Origin of the sequence: Campylobacter sp. CNRCH_2014_2452 (genome assembly GCF_025772865.1) — a bacterium.
Classification (GTDB): domain Bacteria; phylum Campylobacterota; class Campylobacteria; order Campylobacterales; family Campylobacteraceae; genus Campylobacter_D; species Campylobacter_D lari_D.
The window spans coordinates 65,711-90,726 of the sequence record NZ_JAKMSX010000006.1 but is presented as its reverse complement, the minus strand read 5'-3'; the positions used below and the strand labels follow the sequence as shown (position 1 = coordinate 90,726).

Below are 25,016 nucleotides of genomic sequence, written 5' to 3'. Positions count from 1 at the left end.
ATGAAAATCGCAATTTTGGGATATGGTACGGTAGGAAGTGCTGTTGTAGAAACTTTGCTAAAAAATCAAGATTTAATCAAAGCAAGATGTGATGAAGAAATTATTCCAGTAATTGCTTTGGCAAGAAATCCAAAACCAAATGCATTAATTCCTGTGGTAAATGATATTGATGAGGTTTTAGAGCGTGAAGATATTGATGTATTTGTGGAGTTAATGGGTGGTATTGATTTACCCTTTGAGATAATTTCAAAAATTTTAAAAAGAAAAAAAGCAGTGGTAACTGCTAATAAAGCTTTGCTTGCTTATCATCGTTATGAGCTTGAAAAATTAGCACAAGATACAGCTTTTGGTTATGAGGCGAGTGTGGCGGGTGGAATTCCTATTATTAAAATTTTAAAAGAGGGCTTGAGTGCTAATAATATTGTTTCTATTAAAGGTATTTTAAATGGCACAAGCAATTATATTTTAAGTAAAATGACCGAAGATAATACCAAATTCCAAGAGGTGTTAAAAAAAGCACAAGATTTAGGATATGCTGAAGCTAACCCCACTTTTGATATAGAGGGTTTTGATGCAGCACATAAACTTTTGATTTTAGCAAATATTGCCTATGGATTAAGAGTAAAACCTGAAGATATTTTGATTGAGGGTATTAGCAAAGTAAGTAATGAGGATATTTATTTTGCAAAAGAATTTGAATATACCATAAAACACTTGGGTATTGCTAAGATTAAAGATGAAAAAATAGAATTAAGAGTTCATCCTACCATGCTTAGCAAAGATAAAATACTAGCAAAAGTTGATGGGGTAATGAATGCTATTAGTATTGATGGAGATGTATTGGGTGAAAGTTTATATTATGGCCCAGGAGCAGGTGGCAGGGCAACTGCAAGTGCTGTTATAGCTGATTTAATCGATATAGCAAGAAAAGAAAAAAATAGTGCTATTTTTGGGTATTTAAATGATACTTCTTATAAACTTTTAAGTAAAGATGAAATTTATACAAGATATTATTTAAGATTAAAGGTATTAGATAAAATAGGAGTTTTATCAAAAATCACACAATTAATGAGTGAACATCAAATTTCAATCGATACTTTCTTGCAAAAGCCTAAAAAAGAAAAGCAAGATTATAGCACTTTATTTTTCATCACTCATCAAACTTATGAAAAAAATATACAAATTTTAACTCAAAAGCTTAGAGAACAAGAATTTGTAAAAGATGATGTTTTTATGATGAGAATAGAAGAGTAATGGCATTATTTGAATATCTTTTTGGTAAAAAAGGAGAAGAGTTAGTGTGTGAATTTTTAAAAACACAAGGATTTGAAATTTTAAAAAGGAATTTTTATTCTAAATTTGGAGAAATTGATATTATTGCTAAAAAAGATAAAATTTTACATTTTATTGAAGTTAAAAGCACGCAAGGTGATTATGAGGTAGAATATAGATTGGATAATAAAAAATATAATAAAATTATTAAGACTATAGAATATTACTTTATGAAACATAAAAATGATGAAAATTATCAACTAGATTTACTTTGCGTATATAAAGATGATATAAAACTTTTAGAGAACATTAGTTATTAAGGGAATGTTTATTCTATTTTAATAGAATTTGAAAAAACAAAGGAGAAAAAAATGGGAAAATATATTGATTTAACTACAGAAAATTTTGCACAAGCAAAAGAAGGTGTAGCTTTAGTAGATTTTTGGGCTCCATGGTGCGGACCTTGCAGAATGCTTGCACCGGTAATTGATGAGCTTGCAAATGATTTTGATGGTAAAGCTAAAATTTGTAAAGTAAATACAGATGAGCAAGGTGATTTGGCTGCACAATTTGGTGTAAGATCTATCCCAACTATCATTTTCTTTAAAGATGGTGAAGTGGTTGATCAACTAGTTGGTGCTCAATCAAAACAAGCTTTAGCAGATAAACTAAACTCACTTTTATAATCTTAAGCCACTTTTTGTGGCTTTTCTTCATATTTTTTACTATTTAATAATTTTTATTATTTATAATTAAAGAAAAATTTGTATAATACTTATAAATAAAACTATAAGGAAAATATCATGTTAGATTTAGCTATTATAGGTGGTGGACCTGCAGGTTTGAGCGCAGGTTTATATGCTACAAGAGGTGGATTAAAAAATGTTGTAATGTTTGAAAAAGGTATGCCTGGTGGGCAGATTACTTCGAGTTCAGAGATAGAAAATTATCCTGGAGTTGCTCAAGTTTTAGATGGAATTTCTTTTATGGTTCCTTGGAATGAACAATGTATGCGTTTTGGTTTAAAACATGAGATGGTAGGTGTTGAACAAATTAGTAAAAATTCTGATGGAAGTTTTAATATAAAATTGGAAGGCGGTAAAAACGAACAAGCAAAAGCAGTTATTGTTTGCACAGGCTCTACTCCGCGTCGTGCTGGTTTTAAAGGCGAGGATGAATTTTTTGGTAAAGGTGTGAGTACTTGTGCAACTTGCGATGGCTTTTTTTATAAAAATAAAGAAGTGGCTGTTTTAGGTGGGGGAGATACTGCTTTAGAAGAAGCTTTGTATCTAGCTAATATTTGTTCAAAAGTGTATTTAATCCACAGAAGAGATGAGTTTAGAGCAGCACCTTCAACAGTTGAAAAAGTAAAAAATAATGACAAAATAGAATTAATCACAAATGCGGTTGTTGATGAGGTTTGCGGTGATAATATGGGTGTTAATAAAATTAAAATAGCATTTAATGATGGTTCTAAAAGAGAGCTTGATGTGCCTGGAATCTTTACCTTTGTTGGATTAAATGTAAGAAATGAAATCTTAAAACAAGACAATGGTGAATTTTTATGTGCTATGGAAGAAGGTGGTCAAGTTAGTGTTGATCTTAAAATGCAAACCAATATAGCAGGGTTATTTGCAGCAGGTGATTTAAGAAAAGATGCTCCAAAACAAGTAATATGTGCAGCAGGCGATGGAGCGGTTGCAGCGCTTAGCGCTTTAGCTTATATTGAAAATTTACACTAGAATTTCTAGTGTAAATTGATTAACTTCCAATAACTCCGCCATCAATTTTACTTATTGCTATTATACTTGATCTTGGTGTTTTGCCATAAGGAAATTGACTGCCTTTTAATTTCTCTCCTGGATGTTGAATTCCAACAAACATAGTTTTATAATCTTGACTAAAAGCAATTCCTGTTATTTCGCAAGCTATTGGTCCTGTTAAAAATCTTTTTATTTCCCCTGTTTTTGGATTAGCTGCTAACATACAATTATTTCCCATGCCTTCAAATTCTTCTTGATTAGAATAGTTTCCATCAGTTTGTATCCAAAGGCGACCATCTCTATCAAAACTTAATCCATCGGGGGAATTAAATTTATTATTACTTGTAATGTTGTTTGAGCCTTTATTTAAACTTGTTTGATTATCAGGGTTTCCTGCAAGTGCAAAAATTTCCCAAGTAAATTCATCATCTTTATGAGAATTTTTATGCTCCCATTTAATTATTTGTCCGTAAATATTTTTTGTTCTTGGGTTTGCTGGATTTGGGTTATTATTTTTTTTATTGTTTGTTAAGGTAGCAAATACTTCTTTTGAGTCACTTTCTTTATGGCTTGCTATCCATTCACATCTATCCATAGGAGTTGCATTTACAATAGTTCCAGCAATTCTAGCATTGATTAACACATCTGCTTGAGAGTTAAAACCATTTTCTTTATTAAGGTTATTTTTACCATATTCTAACTCAATCCATTTTCCACTCCCTCTAAAATCTCCTATTTCTCCATTAAATTGTGCTACATATAAGGTTCCTTCATCTAAAATTTTGCTAGTATCTAGACCTTTTTTATATTTATGTTTGCTTATAAATTTATAAATAAATTCATTGGCTTCATCATCTCCCATATAAATTACAACGGTTCCATCATCTTCTACAATTAATTCTGCATTTTCGTGTTTAAATCTTCCAAGAGCTGTTCTTTTTATAGGTATGCTGTTTGGATCAAATGGATCAATTTCTACAACCCATCCAAATTTATTTGCCTCGTTTGGATTTTTACTTAAATCAAATCTTTCATCAAATTTTTCCCATCCATATTGACTTTGAGTTTTAAATCCAAATCTAAGTTGCTCTTTTGAAAATTTAATTTTTTCATCTAAACTTCCAAAAAAATCATTTATATTTTCTTCGCAAGTAAGATAAGTCCCCCAAGGTGTTTTTCCATTGGCACAATTATTTAAAGTTCCATATATAAAATTTTCATTTTGAAGTACTTGTTGTTTTGCTGGACCACTAATGCTCATTTTTGTATTTGCATCGATTCTGCGATTGTATTTAGAATCAAGCACCACAGACCATTGATCTTTTTCTTTTTTTATTTCAAAAATACTCACTCCTAAATTTGCTTGTTCATATAAAATATCATCTAAGCTAAGATTTTTACCTTGATGTTTAAACATAATTTCAGGATTTATATATTCATTATTAATAGCTAGTATAGCCCTATCTTTTGAAAGAGGAAAAAAACTCATACCATCGTTATTGTCTCCAAAAGTTAATTTAGCATTTTCCACAGCTTTTTTATCGATATTTTTTTCTTCATCATAAATAGATGCTTTGCTAAAAAGAGGATCGCCCCATGAGATTAAAATATCTGCTTTGTAGCCATCTGGTACGATAACTTTATCTTCTGTGCTAGCAGGTATTTCTTTAAAATTTAGCAAATCTTTATCTTTTAATAAACTCGCATTTAAATTTGAGCTAGCAAAAAATGCTACCATAGAACCCAAAGCTGAGCCTTTCAAAAATGTTCTTCTTTTCATAAAACTCCTTTTAAAAATGTGTTATAAATTTAAAGTTTTTTGGAAACTTTTTGGAAACTTTTGCTCATGGTATGTAATATTGTATTAATTAACTTAGTGATACAATTTCTCACTGCAAATATAAAGGATAAATTTATGATATGTATAGGAATTCATGGGAGCAATGGTCGCATGGGTAAACAAATTGAAAATTGTTTACAAGATCAAAAAGATGTTAAAGCAAGTGCATTTTTTTATCAAGGATCAAGCTATGAAGAATTTTTTAACAAATGCGATGTAATAATTGATTTTTCTTCCCCGAAAGGTTGTGAGGATTTGTTGTTATACGCAAGAAGCAATCCTAAACCTTTAGTGATAGGTACTACAGGATTAGATGCTAAGCAAAATGAGTTAATGCAAAGTGCAAGCATTACTATGCCAATTCTTTATGCTACCAATATGTCTTTGGGTGTAGCTATTTTAAAAAAACTTTCATGTTTAGCAAGTGAAGCTTTAAGGGATTTTGATATAGAAATACTTGAAATGCACCACAATAAGAAAAAAGACGCTCCAAGTGGTACAGCTATGACTTTAGCACAAAATGTCGCTAAGGCTAGGAATTTAGATTTAGAAAAGGTTAGAGTAAGTGGTAGAGATGGGATTATTGGTCAAAGAAGTAAAGATGAAATCGCAGTGATGAGCTTAAGAGGTGGTGATATAGTGGGTTCTCATAGAGTTGGATTTTATAATGATGGTGAATTTATAGAATTAAATCATAGTGCTACTTCAAGAGCTACTTTTGCTATGGGGGCTATTAGATGTGCTAAATGGCTGGTTTCTCAAGAAAATGGCTTATATGATATAGACGATTGTTTAGGAATTTAAATGTGTGCGGTAGTTGGAGTAATTAATTCAAAAAATGCAAGCACGGTGGCTTATTATGCTTTATTTGCTATGCAACATCGTGGCCAAGAAGCAAGTGGAATTAGTGTAAGTGATGGTTTAAATATCAAAACTCATAAAGCTAAAGGTGAAGTAGGACAAATTTTTAATACTCAAATTTTAGCAGATTTAAAAGGTAGTATAGCTGTAGGCCATAATCGTTATTCTACCGCTGGAAATTCTTCTTTGCATGATGCACAGCCTGTTGCAGCTACTTGTTCTTTGGGTGATATTTCTTTAGTGCATAATGGAAATTTGATTAATAAAGAAGAAGTTAGAAAAGAGTTAATTGACAATGGGGCTATTTTTCATTCTAATATGGACACAGAAAATGTTGTGCATTTAATAGCAAAAAGCAAAAAAGAAACTTTAAAAGATAGATTTATAGAAAGTCTAATGCAAAGTAAGGGTGCATATTGCTTTATGTTAGCTAGTAAAAATCAACTTTTTGTGGTAAGAGATCCTTATGGGGTTAGACCTTTATCTTTGGGAAAATTAAAAGATGGTGGATATATTGTAGCGAGTGAAACTTGTGCTTTTGATTTGATAGAAGCTGAATTTATCCGCGATATAAAGCCCGGTGAAATGCTAGTTTTTACTCAAGGTAGTGATGAGTTTGAAAGCATTCAAGTTTTTGATAAAACAGATCCAAGAATTTGTGCATTTGAATATATTTATTTTGCTAGACCTGATAGTATTATAGAAGGTAAAAGTGTATATGAAGTGCGTAAAAAAATGGGTGAAGCCTTGGCTAAAAAATTTAAAGAAAAAGTAGATTTTGTAGTGCCTGTTCCTGATAGTGGAGTAAGTGCTGCTATAGGTTTTGCACAATATTTAAAAATTCCACTTGAAATGGCCATAGTTAGAAATCACTATGTTGGAAGAACTTTCATAGAGCCAACTCAAGAAATGAGAAATTTAAAAGTAAAACTGAAATTAAATCCTATGAAGAAAGTTTTAGAAGGCAAAGATATAGTGGTGATTGATGATAGTGTAGTAAGAGGAACAACTTCTAAAAAAATCATCACACTTTTAAGACAAGCAGGTGCTAGAAAAATTCATTTGGCTATAGCTTGTCCAGAAATCAAATTTCCTGATATTTATGGTATAGACACTCCAACTTTTGAAGAGTTAATTTCAGCTAATAAGAGTATTGAAGAGGTTAGAGAATATACAGGTGCAGATAGTTTGACTTTTTTAGATATTAATGAGCTAGTTTCAAGCATAGGCAATGAAAGAAAATATTCTTTGATTAGTTTTGATGGGGATTATTTTATTAAATAATCCTTATCTGCATTTTAATTGTTTAAAAATTTTATAACTTTGAAAATGAGGTGGCAATCCCACTTCAAAAGAAAAGTCTTTGTAGGTATGACCTGATAATTGATTTGCAATGTTAATATTATACGAAACATCTCTTTGTTGTTGATTTGCTTTTTTTATACTATCAAAATTTTGTTGATTAAAAATTTCTCCACTGATTTCATGCTTTTTATTATTATTATTATCAATAATTCTAAGTTCTAAAAAGCATTCTGAAATTTTAAAATTAGTATCGTTGGTTACTCTACCTTTTATAACAATGCTTTCTGTAGCTAAGCGTCTGTAGGTTGAAAAATTACTCAAACTAGCTTTTTTTGTGTATTGATCTATAGTTAATAATAAAGAAATAGTTAAGATTGAGGCTAATATAAAACTTATTATGCAAAAAATTATCATATACTTTTTGTTTTGTATTTTTAAATAGAATAAAATCCAAGTAAGGAAAGTTGAAGCTAGCATAATAAAAATGATGAGAATATGAAAAAAAGTAAAATATCCCATTAAAAACACTTTGAATTAATTTTAATGTCAAAATCTTGACCTTCATTAAAATCGGAAAATTTGGTTTTTAGATTAATAGTTTGGTTGGGACTTATTGTTTTTTCGATAGTGGTAGATTTACTTCTTAATGGTTTTAATAAATGTATTAAATTTTTAAAAGTATTATTTTCATCGCTTTTTCTAAATACTTCTACTTTTATTTTGCAAAATTTAAAACTTTTTTTAGAAGTATTTGTCAAGCTATAATCAACACTTAAAGAATTATCATATACAAAAAATTGAGCATTATCTAAGCTAGCTATTCTAGATCTAACTTTAGTATCAATTAAAAAATATCCCAAATACGCAATACTAAGTGAACATAAAATTCCTAAAAAAATTATAATAAAAGCAAAAGTAGGTTTGTTTCTAACAATCAAAGCAATAAATAAAGTGATAATGAAAAAGAATACAACTAAAGCCATTAACAAAAAATCGATCAAGTGCAAATGAGCTGTATAAAAGATCATTTGCTCTCGGATATGTTGAACATTCATTATCACTTCTTTATTTTTTAATTTGCTACTGAACTTGTTCTTTTATTATCTTTGCTATCAACCCAAATATTTGGCACAGCTCCGCCTGGTGTTAAGAAAATTTTAGCATCTTTATTGACTTTAAGTGCTTCATTAAATTGCTTTTGGGTTTCAATTTGTTTTAAATCAAGTAAAGGATTATTTAAACTTTTTGCTATTTCTCTATTTGAATATGCTTGCGCATCAGCTTCAATTTTTACGGCACTTGCTCTACCTTTAGCACTAATAATAGTTGCATTTGCCTCCCCTTCAGCTAAAGCCGCTTTTTTAAGTGCTTCTTGGTTAGCTCTTTCAACTTCATATTTAGTTCTTTCAGCTTCTTGTTTAGCAATTTGTACTCTTTCGATTTGTTCTTTTACTTTTATAGGTAAGATAATTTCTCTAAGCTGAACTGCTTGAAGCTCTGCTGGCTCATTTGGTTGGCTTTCAATAGTTTTTCTAATACCCTGATCAATTTGCACCGCTATAGTATTACGATTTGTTGGAAGCTCTTCTGCAGTGTATTGACCTACAACATTTCTTACAACATCTCTTACTACTGGATCTATGATTTTATTTTCCCAATTAAGCCCCCATGTCGCGATAGTTTGAGGAACTTGTAAAGGATTTAATCTGTATTGAACGGTTACATCAATAGATACAGGCAAGCCTCTTGAATCAAGCACCGAAATACTATTTTTATTAACAACACCTGATCCTATTTGTAAATTTTCATTTATTCCTTCGATCGAAGCATAGTTGATTTGTCTTACTCTAGTATCTATGATAGTGATTTTTTGCAGTATAGGCATAAAAAAATGAAGTCCTGGTTCAAGTGGGGTAGGGCTGTATTTACCTGTAGTGGATTTGATCCCCATTTCCCCTGAATTTACTATTGCAAAAGGCTTAAAAAGTGCAAAAACTAAAATAATCGCAATTGCACTATAAATTAATGGAGAAAATTTCCCAAAACCTTTGAAATTAAATTCTGGTGTTTTGAAGTTTAAATTTTGCTTATTGTTGTTTTGATTGTTTTTTTTATTAAAATAATCATTCAAATCAGCTGGCATTTAGTTCCTTTGTTAAATATAAGTTAGCATAGAAGCGTATTTTTCATTGCGTCCATAAACTATATCAAAATACGCATTTTGAAGCTTTGTCGTTAGCTCACCTCTTTTTCCATCTCCTATAATTCTTGCATCAATATTATTTATCGGAGTTATTTCTGCTGCAGTTCCTGTGAAAAATGCTTCATCAGCTACATAAACTTCATCTCTTGAAATTCTTTGACGCACTACACTTATGCCCAAATCATGTGCAATTTTTAAAACAGTATCTTGAGTGATACTTTTTAATGAAAAATCATTTGGCGGTGTGATTAGCTTATTATCTTTAATCATAAAAAAACACTCACCTGTTCCTTCTGCTACAAAACCTTCTTCATCGAGCATTAAGGCTTCCTCATATCCTGCTTCTATAGCTTCATATTTAGCCATTTGAGAATTTAAATAATTTGCACTTACTTTTGCTTTACCTAAGCTAGATTTTACACTATTTCTAGCAAAAGAAGAAATTTTAACCTTAATACCTTTTTCTAAGCCTTCTTCACCTAAATAAGCACCCCATTCCCAAGCAGCAATAGCTACCCTAACAGGAGCTTTAGCATGATAAACTCCCATAGTGCCATCACCTAAAAAGATTAATGGTCGCAAATAGGTGTTATTTTGAAAATCATTTGCTCTTAAAAGTTCAACTTGTGCATTTTCAAGTTCTTCTTGAGAAAAAGGAGAATTAATTAAAGTAATTTTTGCAGACTCTAAAAGTCTTTTGGTGTGTTCTTTTAATCTAAAAATTGCTAAACCATTTTGTGTTTTATAAGCTCTTGTTCCTTCAAAAACTGCATTTGCATAATGTAATGAATGTGTTAAAACATGAATTTTTGCATCATCAAAATCAATGATTTTTCCATCCATCCAAATTTTTTTTGCCCTAATCATAACTAAGCCTTTTTGTTGAAAATAAAACTAATTTTATCAAAAATATACTAATAATTACTAGAATATAGTAAAATTATTATATTTGAAACAAGGAAAAATCATGCCAATTATAAATATCAAATTAGCTAAACCAGAATTTAGCAAAACACAAAAAGAAGAGTTAATAGCAGATATTACAGAACTTTTACATACAAAATACAACAAGCCAAAGCAAAATATAGTGATCATGTTAGAAGATATTGAGCCATATAATATTGCTTTTGGTGGCGAAAGTGTAGAAAAATTAAGATTGAAAGATAAAAAATGAAAGAATTGCAAATTGGTGATAAAGCTCCTGTGTTTGAACTTTTAAATCAAGATGGAGTTAAAATTTCTTTAAGTGATTTCTTGGGTAAAAAAATTATTTTGTATTTTTATCCAAAAGATAACACCCCAGGTTGTACCACACAAGCTTGTGAATTTAGTCAAAGTTATGAGGATTTTTTAGAGCAAAATGCTGTGATTATAGGTATTAGTCCAGATAGTGTTAAATCGCATGAAAATTTCATAAAAAAATATGATTTAAAACACACTTTATTAAGCGATAGTGAAAAAGAAATTTGTAAACTTTATGGTGCTTGGGGTTTAAAGAAAAATTATGGTAAAGAGTATGAGGGGCTTATAAGATCTACTTTTGTGATTGATGAAAATGGAAAAATCTCAAAAATTTATAAAAATGTAAAAGCTAAAGACCATGCTTTTAAGGTATTAAAAGAATTATGCTAGTGCATATTTGCTGTAGTGTGGATAGTCATTATTTTATACAAGAATTAAGCAAAACTTATCCTGATGAGAAAATTATAGGTTTTTTTTATGATCCAAATATTCATCCTTATAGTGAGCATGAACTTAGATTTTTAGATGTTAAGCGTAGTTGTGATAAATTGGGTGTTAAGCTTTATAAAGGTGAATATGAGTATGAAAAATGGCTTGAGAGTGTAAAGGGTTATGAAGACGAGCCTGAAAAAGGCGCAAGATGTCAAATTTGTTTTGATTTTAGAATGCATAAAAGTGTTGAATTTGCTCAAAAAATTGGTGAAAAAAAACTTACAACAACCCTTTTAACATCCCCTAAAAAAGACTTAGAGCAGCTAAAATTAGCTTTACAAAAAGAATGCGATAAATTTGGTATAGAGTTTTTGGCACCTGATTTTAGAAAAAATGGAGGCACGCAAAGACAATTTGCCTTAGCTAAGCAAGATATGCTTTATCATCAAAATTATTGTGGGTGTATTTATGCACTTTCTAAACAAAAAGGCCAAAAAGCTTTTATAGATGAGCTTATGAGTCCTATAAATAAACAAATATTACCTTCAAGCATAGAAGAAAAAATAAAATTTTATAACCAAGTAAAAAATTTAGAAAAAAAGGGCATTAAATTTGAAATTCAAAGAGAGAAATTTTTAAATTATCGCTTACTAAGAGCTTTGATAAAAGAAAACAAAAAAGCCATAAAAACTCATGTTTTATTTTATTCTCATTTTAAAAATTCTTACACTAAATTTAGTATTTTAGAAGAGGATTTAAAGTGCTATAAAAGCGTAAAGGATGAGATTAATTTATGGAGTTTTGATTATTTAAATAGTTTGTGCAAAATGCGATTTAAAAGTTTTGAAGATTTTTTACAAAATCCTTTAAAAATAGAGCAAGAAATCAAAATAAGGCAAAGGCATTTTGGCGCTTATGATCTTTCGCCGGTAATTATTGTTGAAAATATCACCAAAGGTGCTTATGAATTTATAGCAAAAAGTGAAATTTATTTTGATAGTAAAGAAAAGATTGTGAAGTTATAAAACTTAACTAGTTTGTTAATATTTTTTTTGTAAAATCTGAATTTTGAATATATTTTAAGGCTAAATTTATGATAGATGTAATGCAAATTCAAAAAATTTTACCACATAGGTATCCATTTTTACTTGTAGATAAAATCGTAGAATTAAAAAATAAAGAAGTTGTTAGAGGTTATAAAAATATTAGTATAAGCGACCATGTTTTTATGGGGCATTTTCCAGATCATCCAATTTACCCGGGTGTGTTAATTTTAGAAGGTATGGCACAAACTGGAGGGGTTTTGGCATTTGAAAGTATGGATGATAAGGTAGATCCAAGCACTAAAGTAGTATATTTTACAGGCATTGATAATGCTAAATTTAGAAATCCAGTGCGTCCAGGTGATAGGCTTGATTATGAGATGAGTGTGGTGAAAAATCGTGGAAATATGTGGATTTTTCAAGGAAAAGCTTTTGTTGATGGACAATTGGTTGCAGAAGCTGAACTTAAAGCTATGATAGTAGATAAATGATGAGCAAAATTCATCCAAGTGCTGTTATAGAAGATGGAGCTATTATAGCAGATGGTGTTGTAGTAGAGGCCTATGCCTATGTTGGAAAAAATGCCAATATAGGTGCAAATACTATCATCAAACAAGGTGCAAGAATTTTACCTAATGTAACTATAGGTGAAAATTCTAAAGTTTTTTCTTATGCCATAGTTGGAGATATCCCACAAGATATATCTTATAAAGATGAGATAAATTCAGGTGTTATTATAGGAAAAAATGCAGTTATTAGAGAATTTGTTACTATAAATTCAGGTACAGCTAAGGGTGATGGTTTTACAAGAATAGGCGATAATGCTTTTATAATGGCTTATTCTCATATTGCACATGATTGTTTGCTTGGAGATAATATTATTTTAGCAAATAATGCTACTTTAGCAGGTCATGTGGAACTTGGAGATTATACTGTGGTAGGTGGACTTACTCCAATACATCAGTTTGTTAAGGTAGGTGAGGGGTGTATGATAGCAGGTGCTAGTGCGCTTTCTCAAGATGTGGTGCCATTTTGCTTAGCTGAAGGAAATCGAGCAAGCATTAGAAGTTTAAATTTAGTAGGCATTAGAAGACGCTTTGATAAAGAAGAAGTGGATGTTTTAAGCAAGGCTTTTAAATTTTTATTCAGACAAGGAAATTTAAAAGATAATGCTTTAAGTTTGCTAGAAAATACTTCTAGTGAAAATGTGAAAAAAATGTGTAATTTTATCTTAGAAACAAAAAGAGGAATTCCTATATATAAGGAAAAAAGTCATGGTTAAAAGATGTAGTTTTTGCAATGAAATAGAAACAAGTGAAAGAAGAATTTTAGTAAATGATTATAATAATGCTTTTATATGTGAGTATTGTGCCGAAAGTGCTTGCAATATTTTCTTTGGAGAGGAAAAAGAATTAAAAAATAAAGAAGTTGATAAAGAAAATTTTAAAGATATTACTCCTAAGGAATTAAAAGCATATTTAGATAAATATGTTATCGGGCAAGATAGAGCTAAAAAAATCTTTAGTGTAGGGGTGTATAATCACTACAAAAGGCTTTTTAGATCTGACTTAGAAGATGATGATACAGAATTAGCAAAATCAAATATTTTATTAGTAGGCCCAACGGGAAGTGGAAAAACTTTACTGGCACAGACTTTAGCTAGATTTTTAGATGTTCCTATCGCAATTTGTGATGCGACTTCTTTAACTGAAGCAGGTTATGTGGGAGAAGATGTTGAAAATATCCTTACTCGTCTTTTGCAAGCTGCTGATGGAGATGTGCAAAGAGCACAAAAAGGGATTATATTTATCGATGAGATAGACAAAATCGCAAGAATGGGTGAAAATCGCTCCATTACAAGAGATGTAAGTGGTGAGGGCGTGCAACAAGCCTTACTCAAAATTATTGAAGGATCTTTGGTAAATATCCCACCAAAAGGCGGTAGAAAACACCCAAATCAAGACTTCATACAAATAGATACAACTAATATTTTATTTGTGTGTGGCGGGGCTTTTGATGGTATTAGTGATATTATTAAAAGAAAATTAGGCGATAATGTCATGGGCTTTTTTACTGATGATAAAAAAGATGAAAAAGAAGCTTTACTTCAAAGACTAGAGCCTGATGATTTGGTGCATTTTGGGCTTATTCCTGAACTTATAGGAAGATTGCATGTACTTGCTTCTTTAGAAGAGCTTGATGAGGAAAGCATGGTGCGTATTTTAACTGAGCCAAAAAATGCCATTATTAAGCAATATCAAAAACTTTTTGCTATTGACAATGTGGAATTAAAATTTGAAGATGAAGCGCTAAGAGAGATTGCTAAGCTTTCGCTAGAGCGTAAAACAGGCGCTAGAGGTTTAAGAAGTATTATTGAAGAAATGATGGTAGATTTGATGTTTGATTTGCCAGAGTATAATGGATATAGCATAGTAATTACTAAAGAAGTGATCAAAGAAGGTACAAAACCTTTATTTATAAAAAATAAAAAAGTTAAAGGCTGAGAATGATTTTAGATCAAATAATTGGATTTTTTTCAAGTGATATGGGGATTGACTTAGGTACTGCAAATACTTTAGTTTTGGTAAAAGATAAAGGTATAGTGATTGATGAACCTTCGGTTGTTGCGGTAGAGCGTGAAAGATATGGTAGGGTTAAAATTTTAGCTGTTGGAAAAGAAGCTAAGGAAATGGTAGGAAAAACCCCAGGTAATATCGAAGCAATCCGTCCTATGAAAGATGGTGTGATTGCTGATTTTGATATGACTGAAAAAATGATCCGTTATTTTATAGAAAAAACTCATAGAAGAAAATCTTTTTTAAGACCTAGAATTATCATTTCAGTTCCTTATGGATTAACCCAAGTAGAAAGAAAAGCAGTTAGAGAAAGTGCTTTGAGTGCGGGTGCTAGAGAAGTATTTTTGATAGAAGAACCTATGGCAGCAGCTATTGGTGCAAATTTACCAATTAGAGAGCCTCAAGGGAGCTTGGTGGTAGATATTGGCGGTGGTACTACTGAAATTGGTGTTACTTCTTTGGGCGGTCTTGTGATTTCAAAATCTATCCGAACAGCTGGTGATAAGCTTGATACTAGTATAGTAAATTATGTAAAAGAAAAATACAATCTTGTCATAGGTGAAAGAACGGGCGAGGAAATCAAAATCGCAATAGGCTCAGCAGTTCAGCTTCCAAAAGAGCTTTCTATGGTAGTTAAAGGACGCGATCAAGTAACAGGATTGTTAAATAGAATAGAGTTAACAAGTGAAGATGTAAGAGAGGCTATGCGTGAGCATTTAAAAGAAATTGCTGATGCATTAAAAATCGTTCTTGAAATGATGCCGCCTGATCTTGCAGCTGATATTGTTGAAAACGGTGTTGTTTTAACAGGAGGCGGAGCTTTAATACGCGGTCTTGATAAATATTTATCTGAAATTGTAAAACTTCCAGTATATGTAGCTGATGAGCCACTTTTAGCAGTGGCAAAAGGCACAGGTAAAGCTTTGGAAGAAATTTCTTTATTGCACCAACTAACGAATGAAGAGTAAAATTCTTAGTGTTTTAATTTTATCTTTTTTAGTGTTTGTTTCGTTTTATTATGGAGATATAATAAAACGAAATATTTTAGATTTAAATATTGCTATTGTTAATCAGTTTTCTCAAAGCATTAATCTTTTAAAAGATAAATTTAATGAGCATTTTAATCAAGCTCAAGAAATTAAAAAATTAAGAGAAAGAAATGCTGAACTTGAAAAAAACAATATCTATATGAAAAACTTTGCCAATGAATTAAACAATATTTTAAGTGATAAAAATTCAAGTTTTTATTATCCTAATGTTAGTTTAGTTAAGGCAACTTCTTATGCTCAAATTAGCGATTATCATAAAGTTTGGCTTGATGTGGATTATAAAGGAAAAATTAAAGGCTTAATTTATAATGGCTATACAGCAGGCATAGTTATAGAAAAAAATGGTAGAGCTTTGGGACTTTTACAAGGTGATGAAGAGTGTATTTTTTCCGTATATATAGGTAAGGAACAAGCACCAGGTATAGCTCATGGTAGAAATGATTATGTTTTAGTTAAATATATTCCTAAATGGCTTGAACTTAAAATGGGCGATAAGGTTTATACAAGTGGCTTAGATGAGATTTTCTTTTCAGGAATTCCAGTAGGCGAAATTTTTAAAATAGAAGAAGAAGGTGCCTATCAAAATGCATATGTTAAACCTTATGTAAAAATGAAAGTACCAAGTTATTTTTATATGGTAGAAAATTTTTAATAAAAAGTTATTTATTTTAGTTGATATAAATTATTATTTACTATTAAATATTAGAATTATCTCCGAATTTTAAAAATTTAGGAGATTAAATGAAAAAATATATCAGTAGTTGTTTAGCTTTTTGCTGTTTAAGTGGTGCTATTTATGCAAATGAAGTGGAATATGATGCACAAAAAATAGCAGATATTTTTTATCAACTTAATGCTGATCCTAAAAATCCAAAAGCAAAAGTTAATCATGCAAAAGGCTTTTGTGCTATGGGAACTTTTGAGCCAGCTTTGTCTATCAATAAAGAAGTTGATGTGCCTTTGTTAACACAAAAAAGTTTGCCAATCCAAGTAAGATATTCTTTGGGTGGAGCTTTTAAAGATGATAAAAGCAAAACAAGAGGTATGGCTATTAGAATTACTGATCCTAAAGATTCTGCTTCTTGGACTATGGTTATGCTAAATACAGAAATAAATTTCGCAAAAAATCCTAAAGAATTCGGTCAGTTTTTTGAAATGAGACTTCCTGTAAATGGTAAAGTCGATCAAGAAAAAATAAGCAAGATGATGCAAGAGGTTGATTCTTATAGAAATTTTGCTGCATATACTGATAAAATTGGCATTAGTAAAAGTGTAGCAAATACTCCATTTTTTAGTATTCATACTTTTTATTTTAAACAAGCAAACGGAGAAAACTATTTGCCAGCAAGATGGAAATTAGTTCCAAGTGAAGGTGTGGCATATTTAAATGAAGCACAAATGAAAAGTGCGAGTAGTGATTTTTTAAAAGAAGATTTCCAAAATCGTGTAAAAGCTAATAAGCCGGTTGAGTATAAAATGTATTTAGTATATGCAAATAAAAATGATATTACCAATGAAACAACGGCTTTATGGAGTGGTAAGCACAAAGAAAGTCTAGTTGGGACTTTTAAGGTTAATGCCTTGAGCGATGAAGATTGTAATTTTGATGTATATTTTCCTTCGGATGTACCTCAAGGGGTTAATCCACCACAAGATCCTTTATTTGATGTAAGAAATGAAGCTTATGCTATAACTTTTGGTAAGCGTCAATAAAATTTAGCTCTTTAAGAGCTAAATTCTTTGTTAAATTCAACTTCTAAAAAACTTATATTTGTTATAATTTGGCTAAAAATTTAGCTTAGGAAAATACATGCCAAAAAGAACAGATATAAAAAATATATTATTAATAGGCAGTGGGCCTATCATTATAGGTCAAGCTTGTGAGTTTGATTACTCAGGAACTCAAGCGGCAAAAACTTTAAAAGAGCTAGGTTATAGAGTAGTTTTGATCAATTCTAATCCGGCTACGATTATGACAGATCCTGAATTTGCTGATGCAACTTATATAGAACCAATTACCAAAGAAAGTATTCTAAGTATTATCAAAAAAGAAAAAATCGATGCGATTTTACCTACTATGGGTGGCCAAGTTGCTTTAAATGTTGCTATGGAAGTTTATGAAAGTGGCGAGCTTGCAGATGTAAAATTTTTAGGTGCAAATCCTGAAGCGATTAAAAAAGGCGAAGACAGACAAGTTTTTAAAGAATGTATGAAAAAAATCGGCATGGATTTGCCAAAATCTATGTATGCGTATAATTATGAAGAAGCGTTAAAAGCTGTTGATGAGATTGGTTTTCCTTTGATGATTAGAGCTTCTTTTACCTTAGGTGGTGCAGGAAGTGGCGTGGTGTATAATATGGATGAGTTTGCAGAACTTGCAAATACTGCTTTAGCGCTAAGCCCTATCCATGAAATTTTAATCGAAGAAAGCTTACTTGGTTGGAAAGAATACGAAATGGAAGTCATTAGAGATAAAAATGACAATTGTATTATCGTTTGCTCTATTGAAAATGTCGATCCTATGGGGGTTCATACAGGCGATTCTATTACTATAGCTCCTGCTTTAACTTTGACTGATAAAGAATACCAAGCGATGCGTAATGCTTCTTTTGCTATTTTAAGAGAAATTGGAGTAGATACAGGTGGATCAAATGTGCAATTTGCTATCAATCCAACTAATGGTAGAATGATAGTTATTGAAATGAATCCTAGGGTTTCAAGATCTTCAGCCCTAGCTAGTAAAGCTACGGGCTATCCTATAGCTAAGGTAGCTACGCTTTTAGCAGTTGGATTTAGTTTAGATGAGATTAAAAATGATATCACAGGAACTCCTGCCTCATTTGAACCGGTAATTGATTATATCGTAACTAAAATTCCTCGTTTTACTTTTGAAAAATTTCCAAATGCAAGCACAGAGCTTGGCACTGCTATGAAAAGCGTGGGTGAGGTTATGGCTATAGGGAGAACTTTTAAAGAAAGCATTCAAAAAGCACTTTGCTCACTTGAGAGAAATTTAAGTGGGTTTGATACTATAGAATGTGATAAAAATGAGCTTTTAGCAAAAATTCGCCAAGCTAATGAAAAACGCTTACTTTATATAGCACAAGCTTTTAGAGAAGGTTTTAGCACACAAGAGCTTTTTGAGCTTTGCAAAATAGATCCTTGGTTTTTAAACCAAATCAAAGAAATAGTGGAATTTGAAAATCAAATAGATATGGATATTTTAAGTAATAAGCAACTATTAAGAAAAGCTAAAACCTTAGGTTTTTCAGATAAAAAAATTGCTAGCTTAATTAATCAAAAAGATAATCTTGAGTTAAGCCAAAATGATATTTATTATGCAAGAATTAAACACAAAATCATCGCTCAATATAGTGAAGTAGATACTTGTGCAGGAGAATTTGAAGCACTGACCCCGTATTTATACTCAAGTATTAATACAAATGAAGCTACGCAAGTAAAAGAAAGTAAAGATAAAAAAGATAAAAAAGTGATGATTATAGGTGGTGGACCAAACCGCATAGGACAAGGCATTGAGTTTGATTATGCTTGCGTGCATGCTTCTTTTGCTCTAAAAGATATGGGTGTAAAAACTATAATGTATAATTGTAACCCAGAAACGGTTTCAACAGATTATGATACAAGCGATATTTTGTATTTTGAGCCAATTGATTTTGAGCATTTAAGAGCGGTTATTGATAGAGAAAGACCCGATGGAGTGATAGTGCATTTTGGTGGTCAAACTCCGCTTAAATTTGCAAAACGCCTTAGTGCTTTTGGGGCAAAGATCATAGGAACAAGTGCAAGGGTAATAGATTTAGCTGAAGATAGAAAGAAATTTGCTAAATTTATTGAAGATCTAGGTATAAATCAACCTAAAAATGGCACAGCCATAAGTGTAGAAGAAGCGATTATAAAAGCAAATGAGATAGGTTATCCTGTGCTTGTTAGACCAAGTTATGTTTTGGGCGGTCGTGCAATGCGTGTAGTGCATGATGAGAGTGAGCTTAGACTTTATATGCAAGAAGCAGTAGATGTGAGTGATAAATCTCCGGTATTAATCGATCAATTTTTAGATAATGCAACTGAGCTTGATGTAGATGCGATAAGTGATGGAAAAGAAGTTTATGTAGCAGGTATTATGGAGCATATTGAAGAAGCAGGAATTCACTCAGGCGATAGCGCTTGCTCTTTACCTGCTGTAAATATTGATGAAGCTATGCTTGAAATGATTGAGCAAAAAACAAAAGATATTGCTTTAAATTTAGGTGTAGTAGGGCTTTTAAATATACAATTTGCTATTTATGATAATAAACTTTATATGATAGAAGTAAATCCAAGAGCTAGTAGAACCGTGCCTTTTGTGAGCAAAGCCACAGGAATTCCTTTAGCTAAGGTTGCAACGCGCGTGATGTGGCAAGGAAATTTAAGAGAAAGCTTGAAATTTTATGACACCTTTAAAGTGGTAGAGGAAAAAAACGGAATTTTAAGAGCTAAAAAGCCAAAACATATTAGTGTAAAATCAGTGGTATTTCCTTTTGCTAAACTTAGCGGAAGCGATCTTGAGCTTGGACCTGAAATGCGCTCAACCGGTGAAGTCATGGGGGTAAGTAAAGATTTTGATAACTCTTATGCAAAAAGCCAACTTGCTTCTTCAAATTTCTTACCAGAAAGTGGTAATGTGTTTTTATCACTAAGAGAGCAAGATAAAAAATATGCAGTAGATTTAGCTAATGAGTATATTAAGCTAGGATTTAAAATCATTGCTACGAGTGGAACTTATAAAGTTTTACAAGAAGCGGGCTTGGAATGTGAGTTTGTACATAAAATTTCTGAAGGACGCCCGAATGTAGAGGATAAATTAAAAAATTCTCAAATTCAACTTGCTATAAATACTAGCGATGAGCATAGTTTTAAAGGCGACACTAAAAAAATTAGAGCAAATATTTTACGCTTTAAAATCCCATATTTTACAAATCTAAGAGCAGCTTATGCGGGGATTAAAGCTATCAAAGCTATACAAAATAAATCATGTCTTGAAGTAAAGAGCTTACAAGAATACTTAAAAACATGATTTATCTTGCTCAAACTGATACAACAGCAGGGTTTTTAAGTAAGGACTTAAAAGCCCTTAATACTTTAAAAAAAAGGCCCTTAAAGCAAGATTGTTTAATTACTACGGCTAAATTTAGTGAGCTTAAAAAACTTACAAGAGTGCCAAATTATTTTAAAAATACTATTAGAAAATCCAAAAAAACTACTTTTTTATATCCTAATTCTAAAGCAATACGCGTTGTGAAAGATTGCACTCATGAGGAATTTTTAAAAAAGTTTGATTGGCTTTATTCTACTTCTGCAAACATTCATGGAAAAAAATTTGATCTAAATTGGGCTATGCAAAATGCAGATAAAATAGTAGATGAAAAGTTTTTTGAAAGTGGAGCCTCAAAGATTTTTAAACTTCGAGGCATTAAAAAAGTTAAACTGCGTTAATTTCCAAGCGGCCAAAATACTTTTGGCTCTTCGCCGATTTTTGCTTGTCCATGATACATTCCAAGTTTATCTTTAGTCCAAGCATAACCAACTTTTCCATTTTTATCTATTGAAATAATTCCGCCTGTACCACCAAGTTTTGCAACTTGTTTGATAGTTTCTTGGGCTGCTTTTTGCACTGAAAGTTTTTTGTATTTGTATAAAGACGCAACTTCATGAGCTGCAGCTACTCTTATGTAAATGTCACCTGTTCCTGTGCAAGAAATTGCTACTGAGTCATTATTTGCATAATTTCCTGCTCCTATGATAGGAGAATCCCCAATGCGTCCTGTCATTTTATTTGTAGTGCCACCTGTGCTTGTACCTGCTGCTAGGTTGCCGTTTTTATCTAAAGCTATTGCACCTACTGTGCCTAAATATGGCTCGGTGCTTACACCAAGATGAGCTTTCGCCTTATCACTATCTAATAAAACTTCCTTACTTTTTTTAGCTTCTTGAAGTTGTTTGTATCTGTACTCTGTAAAGAAGTATTTTTGTCCTACTATTTCTAAGCCATGTTTTTTGGCTAATTTATCAGCACCCTCGCCCGCTATTAAAGTATGGGGTGTTTTTTCCATAACAAGTCTTGCTGCTTCTATAGGGTTTTTAATCGTCCTAGCCATAGCAACTGCACCTGCTTTTAAATTTTTTCCATCCATTATAGATGCATCAAGTTCATTAAATCCATCAGAGGTAAAAACAGCACCTTTCCCAGCATTAAATTCAGGACTATCTTCCATTACTTTAATAGCGGCTATAACTGCATCAACCGAGCTTCCTCCTTTTTCAAGTATGCTTTGACCTGCTTTTAAAGATTCTTTCATTACCTTTTCTCTTTTGGCAAATTCTTCTTTGGTAAGTCCTAAGCCACTTGTTCCACCATGTATAACGATGATAGGTTCAAAATCTTTTGCAAAGACATTATTGCTTAGTAAAAATATTAAACTAGTTAATGTCAATAAAATTCTTTTACTACAGGTTAAAAATTTCATTATTTACTCCTTTTTTAAAATTATTTATTATATTTAATAAAAATTAAATATAACTAAAATTTAATTAATAAATGAGTATTTTTAGGACAAAAATTCTACTTTTTATTTTTATAGGTGTTATTTTTGAAAAATTTTTTAGAAATTAATTAAAATGTTTTTATATTTATTGCAAAATTAGGAGGTATTTTAATGTTTAAAACTATTGTAGCTAAGAAAATATCATTTTTCACAGCTTTGATTTTGGTTGTTGGATTTGGTATTTTTGTTGGACTAAATTATTATTCGTCTAAAACGGATATTCTTCAAAGTATTGTAAGTGGAAAGCAAGAAAGTGTTAAAAATGGAAAAAATTTTTCAGATTTATACTTCAATACTAAGATAGAGAATATTAAAAAAATCGCTGCAAATATTATTGAACATAAAAATGTAAGTGAGGAATATATTGGTTCTTTTTTAGAAAAGATGTTTGGTTTTTATTCTTTTAATGCTATTTATGTTGGGTATGAAAAAGATGGTAGCTTGATTGATGTAGATATTAATTCTAAAGGAAAACATTTTATTTTAAATCAAGAAAAAGATGGTTTTGATGCTAGAGAACGCGTGTGGTATCAAAATGCAAAAAATAAAAATAAGGTAAGCATTTCAGAACCTTTTTTAGATGTCGTAACTAAAAAAATAGCTTTGTCAGTGTCAATTCCGATTGTTATTGATGGGAAATTTTATGGAGTTTTAGCAGGTGAGTTTTTTCTAGATGATATACGCAATGCTTTTGGAAGATTAAAAACTACTGCAAGTAATAATGTGTTTTTAATCAATGAAAGAAAGGAAATGATAGCTCATTCTTCTGCTAATATAGATTTTTACGAAGACAATGAAGTTAAAGAAGTGTTAAAAAATTTTGTTAATGTTGCAAGTGTAACTCCAAATGAAACTACTGATTTGATTTTGTATAAACTTAAAGGTCAAGAACGCTTAGCTGTGTGTATTATGGGAGAAAATTCTTTAACTTTGTGTTCTTCTAATGCTTTGAGTGATTATGATGAGGTTTTAAACGGACTTTTAATTACCCAAGTTATATTTGGTGTGATTTTTGTCCTTGTTATTATCGTTATTTTGGGTGGTATGATAGAGCATTTTCTTAAGAAAATTATATTTATTAAAGAAGCTTTAGAAGATTTTTTTGAAAGTTTAAACTACAAAGGCGATATGAAAGATATAGATTTAAATATCAAAGGAAATGATGAATTTGCTATTATTGGTAAAGAAATCAATAATGGTATAAAAAATATCCAAAAGAATTTAAAGCAAGACAAGAAGGCTGTGTTTGAAAGTGTTCAAAAGTTGAAAGAGATAGAGCTTGGAGATTTATCTGTTAGAATTGATAATGATCCTATAAATCCTCAACTAATAGAGTTAAAAAATGTATTAAATGAATTGCTTGATATTTTAGAAGAGAAAATAGGATCAAACATCAACGAGCTTGATAGAGTGCTTGAAAGTTATAAGGCTTTAGATTTTTCAACACAGGTTGAAAATGCAAAAGGAAGTGTAGAAATAACAACAAATGTTTTAGGTTCAGAAATCAAAAAGATGTTGATTTCTTCTTCTAAATTTGCACATAAACTAACTATACAATGTGAAAAACTAGAAGAATTTATGCAAAAACTTGTTGATGGAACTTATTCTCAATCAAATTCTTTGGAAAAATCCATAAAAGCAGTAGAGCAAATAAACATTTCTATGCAAAATGTTGGAGGTAAAACTACAGAGGTTGTTTCTCAAGCTGAAAATATTAAAGAAGTAGTAAATGTGATCAAGGACATAGCAGAACAAACAAATTTATTAGCATTAAATGCTGCCATAGAAGCTGCTCGTGCGGGCGAACATGGCAGAGGTTTTGCTGTGGTTGCTGATGAGGTGCGTCATTTGGCTGAAAAGACAGAAAGAAGTTTAGGTGAGATAGAAGCTAATGTAAATATTTTAGTTCAAAGTGTTAATGATGTTTCTATATCAATGCATGAACAAACTCAAAGTATTTCACAAATCAATGATGCGATAATTCAACTAGAAGATGTCACAAAAGAAAATGTAAAAATAGCTAATTTTACTAATGAAACTACTAAAGAAGTAGGGGATATTTCTCAAGATATATTAAAAGAGGTAGAAAGTAAGAAAATTTAATACCAAGGAGCTTATTATTTTGTAATTTTGGTTATAATTTGCACTTTTAAAAAGGTAGATTATGATTGAAAGAACAAAAATAAGCTCTAATTTTGGTTGGTTTATGGTAGTTTTAGGTGGTTTGGTTGAGTGTTTTTGGGTAAGTGGTTTAAAATACTCTACTGAAATTTGGCATTATGCTTTAACAGCCATTGGAGTTTGTATATCTTTTACATGTTTTTTAAAAGCTTGTGAAAGACTTGAAGTAAGTATTGCTTATAGTGTTTTTGTAGGTATTGGCACGGTTGGAGTGGTGCTTAATGAGATGTTTATTTTCAATGAGCCAAGCTCTATTACCAAGCTTACTTTAATAGCCATTTTACTTTTAAGTATCATAGGCCTTAAAATCATTAGCAAGGAAGCTAAATAATGGAATGGTTTTTTTTATTTTTAGCGACCGCTTTTGAAATTTTTGGTGTGATTATCATGAAACAACTTGTAAGCACTAAAAATAAGCTTTATCTTTTAGCTTTGATAGTGTGTTTTGCTTTTTCATTTGGATTTTTAAGCCTTAGCATGCAAAGTATTGCTATGAGTGTGGCTTATTCTATATGGACAGGAGCTGGAACTGCAGGCGGGGTTATCATAGGGGTGCTTTTTTATAAAGAAAGCAAAAGCTTTTTAAAGCTTCTTTTGATTGCTCTTATCATTGCTTGCACCGTGGGTTTAAAAATACTTTCATAGGT

At 31.0% G+C, this 25,016-nt stretch carries 26 protein-coding genes and 1 pseudogene; 21 read left to right on the top strand and 6 right to left on the bottom strand.

The features are described from left to right. From L8X38_RS05515 to trxB, 4 genes are all read left to right on the top strand, one after another. The gene (locus L8X38_RS05515; RefSeq protein WP_133319498.1) at positions 1–1,254 is read left to right on the top strand and encodes a homoserine dehydrogenase; all 1,254 of its coding nucleotides are present in this window, start codon (positions 1–3) and stop codon (positions 1,252–1,254) included. Continuing rightward, the gene (locus L8X38_RS05510) at positions 1,254–1,592 is read left to right on the top strand and encodes a YraN family protein (RefSeq protein WP_263661502.1); all 339 of its coding nucleotides are present in this window, start codon (positions 1,254–1,256) and stop codon (positions 1,590–1,592) included. The genes L8X38_RS05515 and L8X38_RS05510 overlap by 1 nt, the downstream gene beginning before the upstream one ends. Before the next feature lie 51 nt (positions 1,593–1,643). Further along, the gene (trxA, locus tag L8X38_RS05505; RefSeq protein ID WP_039619298.1) at positions 1,644–1,958 is read left to right on the top strand and encodes a thioredoxin; all 315 of its coding nucleotides are present in this window, start codon (positions 1,644–1,646) and stop codon (positions 1,956–1,958) included. 117 nt (positions 1,959–2,075) lie between these two features. Further along, on the top strand, positions 2,076–3,014 hold the full coding sequence (trxB, locus tag L8X38_RS05500) for a thioredoxin-disulfide reductase (RefSeq protein WP_263659523.1): 939 nt from the start codon (positions 2,076–2,078) through the stop codon (positions 3,012–3,014). 19 nt (positions 3,015–3,033) lie between these two features. Here trxB and L8X38_RS05495 read toward each other — a convergent pair whose 3' ends face one another. Next, positions 3,034–4,815: a PhoX family protein gene (locus tag L8X38_RS05495; RefSeq protein ID WP_263661501.1), complete on the bottom strand. Its 1,782-nt coding sequence runs from the start codon at positions 4,813–4,815 to the stop codon at positions 3,034–3,036. A 135-nt stretch (positions 4,816–4,950) separates the two neighbouring features. On the opposite strand from L8X38_RS05495, the gene dapB reads away from it, so the two are divergent. Beyond that, positions 4,951–5,679, top strand: coding sequence for a 4-hydroxy-tetrahydrodipicolinate reductase (gene dapB / locus L8X38_RS05490; RefSeq protein WP_263661500.1), 729 nt, complete (start codon positions 4,951–4,953; stop codon positions 5,677–5,679). Then, positions 5,680–7,020 (top strand): amidophosphoribosyltransferase, encoded by a 1,341-nt coding sequence (gene purF, locus L8X38_RS05485; protein ID WP_133319503.1) that lies wholly within the window; start codon positions 5,680–5,682, stop codon positions 7,018–7,020. A gap of 3 nt (positions 7,021–7,023) precedes the next feature. On the opposite strand, the gene L8X38_RS05480 is transcribed toward purF, so the two are convergent. Genes L8X38_RS05480 through ilvE form a run of 4 tightly spaced genes read right to left on the bottom strand, consistent with a single transcriptional unit; the run spans position 7,024 to position 10,111 of the window. Then, positions 7,024–7,518, bottom strand: coding sequence for a DUF2393 domain-containing protein (locus L8X38_RS05480; protein WP_263661528.1), 495 nt, complete (start codon positions 7,516–7,518; stop codon positions 7,024–7,026). A 41-nt stretch (positions 7,519–7,559) separates the two neighbouring features. Next, the gene (locus tag L8X38_RS05475) at positions 7,560–8,096 is read right to left on the bottom strand and encodes a DUF2393 family protein (RefSeq protein ID WP_133319505.1); all 537 of its coding nucleotides are present in this window, start codon (positions 8,094–8,096) and stop codon (positions 7,560–7,562) included. Between the two features lie 17 nt (positions 8,097–8,113). Next, positions 8,114–9,184: a prohibitin family protein gene (locus L8X38_RS05470; RefSeq protein ID WP_220566555.1), complete on the bottom strand. Its 1,071-nt coding sequence runs from the start codon at positions 9,182–9,184 to the stop codon at positions 8,114–8,116. Positions 9,185–9,196: 12 nt separating this feature from the next. After that, on the bottom strand, positions 9,197–10,111 hold the full coding sequence (gene ilvE / locus L8X38_RS05465; protein WP_263660460.1) for a branched-chain-amino-acid transaminase: 915 nt from the start codon (positions 10,109–10,111) through the stop codon (positions 9,197–9,199). Between the two features lie 100 nt (positions 10,112–10,211). Here ilvE and L8X38_RS05460 point away from each other — a divergent pair, with 100 nt between their 5' ends. The 11 genes from L8X38_RS05460 to L8X38_RS05410 all read left to right on the top strand — a co-directional run bounded on the left by L8X38_RS05460 (position 10,212) and on the right by L8X38_RS05410 (position 21,079). Continuing rightward, the gene (locus tag L8X38_RS05460; RefSeq protein ID WP_133319508.1) at positions 10,212–10,418 is read left to right on the top strand and encodes a tautomerase family protein; all 207 of its coding nucleotides are present in this window, start codon (positions 10,212–10,214) and stop codon (positions 10,416–10,418) included. After that, on the top strand, positions 10,415–10,876 hold the full coding sequence (gene bcp / locus L8X38_RS05455) for a thioredoxin-dependent thiol peroxidase (RefSeq protein WP_263659520.1): 462 nt from the start codon (positions 10,415–10,417) through the stop codon (positions 10,874–10,876). Before L8X38_RS05460 ends, bcp begins: the two co-directional genes overlap by 4 nt. Beyond that, positions 10,870–11,943, top strand: a complete 1,074-nt coding sequence (locus L8X38_RS05450) for an epoxyqueuosine reductase QueH (protein WP_263660461.1) — start codon at positions 10,870–10,872, stop codon at positions 11,941–11,943. The genes bcp and L8X38_RS05450 overlap by 7 nt, the downstream gene beginning before the upstream one ends. Positions 11,944–12,011: 68 nt before the next feature. Next, a complete protein-coding gene (gene fabZ / locus L8X38_RS05445; RefSeq protein ID WP_039619275.1) occupies positions 12,012–12,452 on the top strand; it encodes a 3-hydroxyacyl-ACP dehydratase FabZ in 441 nt (146 codons plus the stop codon). Then, positions 12,452–13,243, top strand: a complete 792-nt coding sequence (gene lpxA / locus L8X38_RS05440) for an acyl-ACP--UDP-N-acetylglucosamine O-acyltransferase (protein ID WP_263660490.1) — start codon at positions 12,452–12,454, stop codon at positions 13,241–13,243. The genes fabZ and lpxA overlap by 1 nt, the downstream gene beginning before the upstream one ends. After that, positions 13,236–14,465: an ATP-dependent Clp protease ATP-binding subunit ClpX gene (clpX, locus tag L8X38_RS05435; protein ID WP_263659518.1), complete on the top strand. Its 1,230-nt coding sequence runs from the start codon at positions 13,236–13,238 to the stop codon at positions 14,463–14,465. The genes lpxA and clpX overlap by 8 nt, the downstream gene beginning before the upstream one ends. A 2-nt stretch (positions 14,466–14,467) precedes the next feature. After that, entirely contained in the window at positions 14,468–15,505 is a 1,038-nt protein-coding gene (locus L8X38_RS05430) for a rod shape-determining protein (protein WP_012662095.1), read from the top strand. Beyond that, positions 15,495–16,238: a rod shape-determining protein MreC gene (gene mreC / locus L8X38_RS05425; RefSeq protein WP_263659517.1), complete on the top strand. Its 744-nt coding sequence runs from the start codon at positions 15,495–15,497 to the stop codon at positions 16,236–16,238. Before L8X38_RS05430 ends, mreC begins: the two co-directional genes overlap by 11 nt. A gap of 89 nt (positions 16,239–16,327) precedes the next feature. Then, on the top strand, positions 16,328–17,299 hold the full coding sequence (locus L8X38_RS05420; protein WP_263660462.1) for a catalase: 972 nt from the start codon (positions 16,328–16,330) through the stop codon (positions 17,297–17,299). 97 nt (positions 17,300–17,396) lie between these two features. Further along, positions 17,397–20,660, top strand: a complete 3,264-nt coding sequence (gene carB, locus L8X38_RS05415; RefSeq protein WP_263661499.1) for a carbamoyl-phosphate synthase large subunit — start codon at positions 17,397–17,399, stop codon at positions 20,658–20,660. Beyond that, a complete protein-coding gene (locus tag L8X38_RS05410; RefSeq protein WP_133319514.1) occupies positions 20,657–21,079 on the top strand; it encodes a Sua5 YciO YrdC YwlC family protein in 423 nt (140 codons plus the stop codon). The genes carB and L8X38_RS05410 overlap by 4 nt, the downstream gene beginning before the upstream one ends. Here the strand turns inward: L8X38_RS05410 and L8X38_RS05405 are convergent. Then, on the bottom strand, positions 21,076–22,110 hold the full coding sequence (locus L8X38_RS05405) for an isoaspartyl peptidase/L-asparaginase family protein (protein WP_220566560.1): 1,035 nt from the start codon (positions 22,108–22,110) through the stop codon (positions 21,076–21,078). The two genes, L8X38_RS05410 and L8X38_RS05405, sit on opposite strands and share 4 nt — an antisense overlap. Before the next feature lie 189 nt (positions 22,111–22,299). Here L8X38_RS05405 and L8X38_RS08525 point away from each other — a divergent pair. The 4 genes and pseudogenes from L8X38_RS08525 to L8X38_RS05385 form a co-directional block, all read left to right on the top strand. Next, positions 22,300–23,076: pseudogene (locus L8X38_RS08525) on the top strand (cache domain-containing protein); the annotation flags it as partial. Between the two features lie 21 nt (positions 23,077–23,097). Continuing rightward, entirely contained in the window at positions 23,098–24,291 is a 1,194-nt protein-coding gene (locus L8X38_RS08520) for a methyl-accepting chemotaxis protein (RefSeq protein WP_404842198.1), read from the top strand. Positions 24,292–24,352: 61 nt separating this feature from the next. Then, the gene (locus L8X38_RS05390) at positions 24,353–24,700 is read left to right on the top strand and encodes a DMT family transporter (RefSeq protein WP_263661498.1); all 348 of its coding nucleotides are present in this window, start codon (positions 24,353–24,355) and stop codon (positions 24,698–24,700) included. Continuing rightward, positions 24,700–25,014, top strand: a complete 315-nt coding sequence (locus L8X38_RS05385; protein ID WP_220566562.1) for a DMT family transporter — start codon at positions 24,700–24,702, stop codon at positions 25,012–25,014. Before L8X38_RS05390 ends, L8X38_RS05385 begins: the two co-directional genes overlap by 1 nt. The last annotated feature ends 2 nt before the right edge of the window (positions 25,015–25,016 follow it).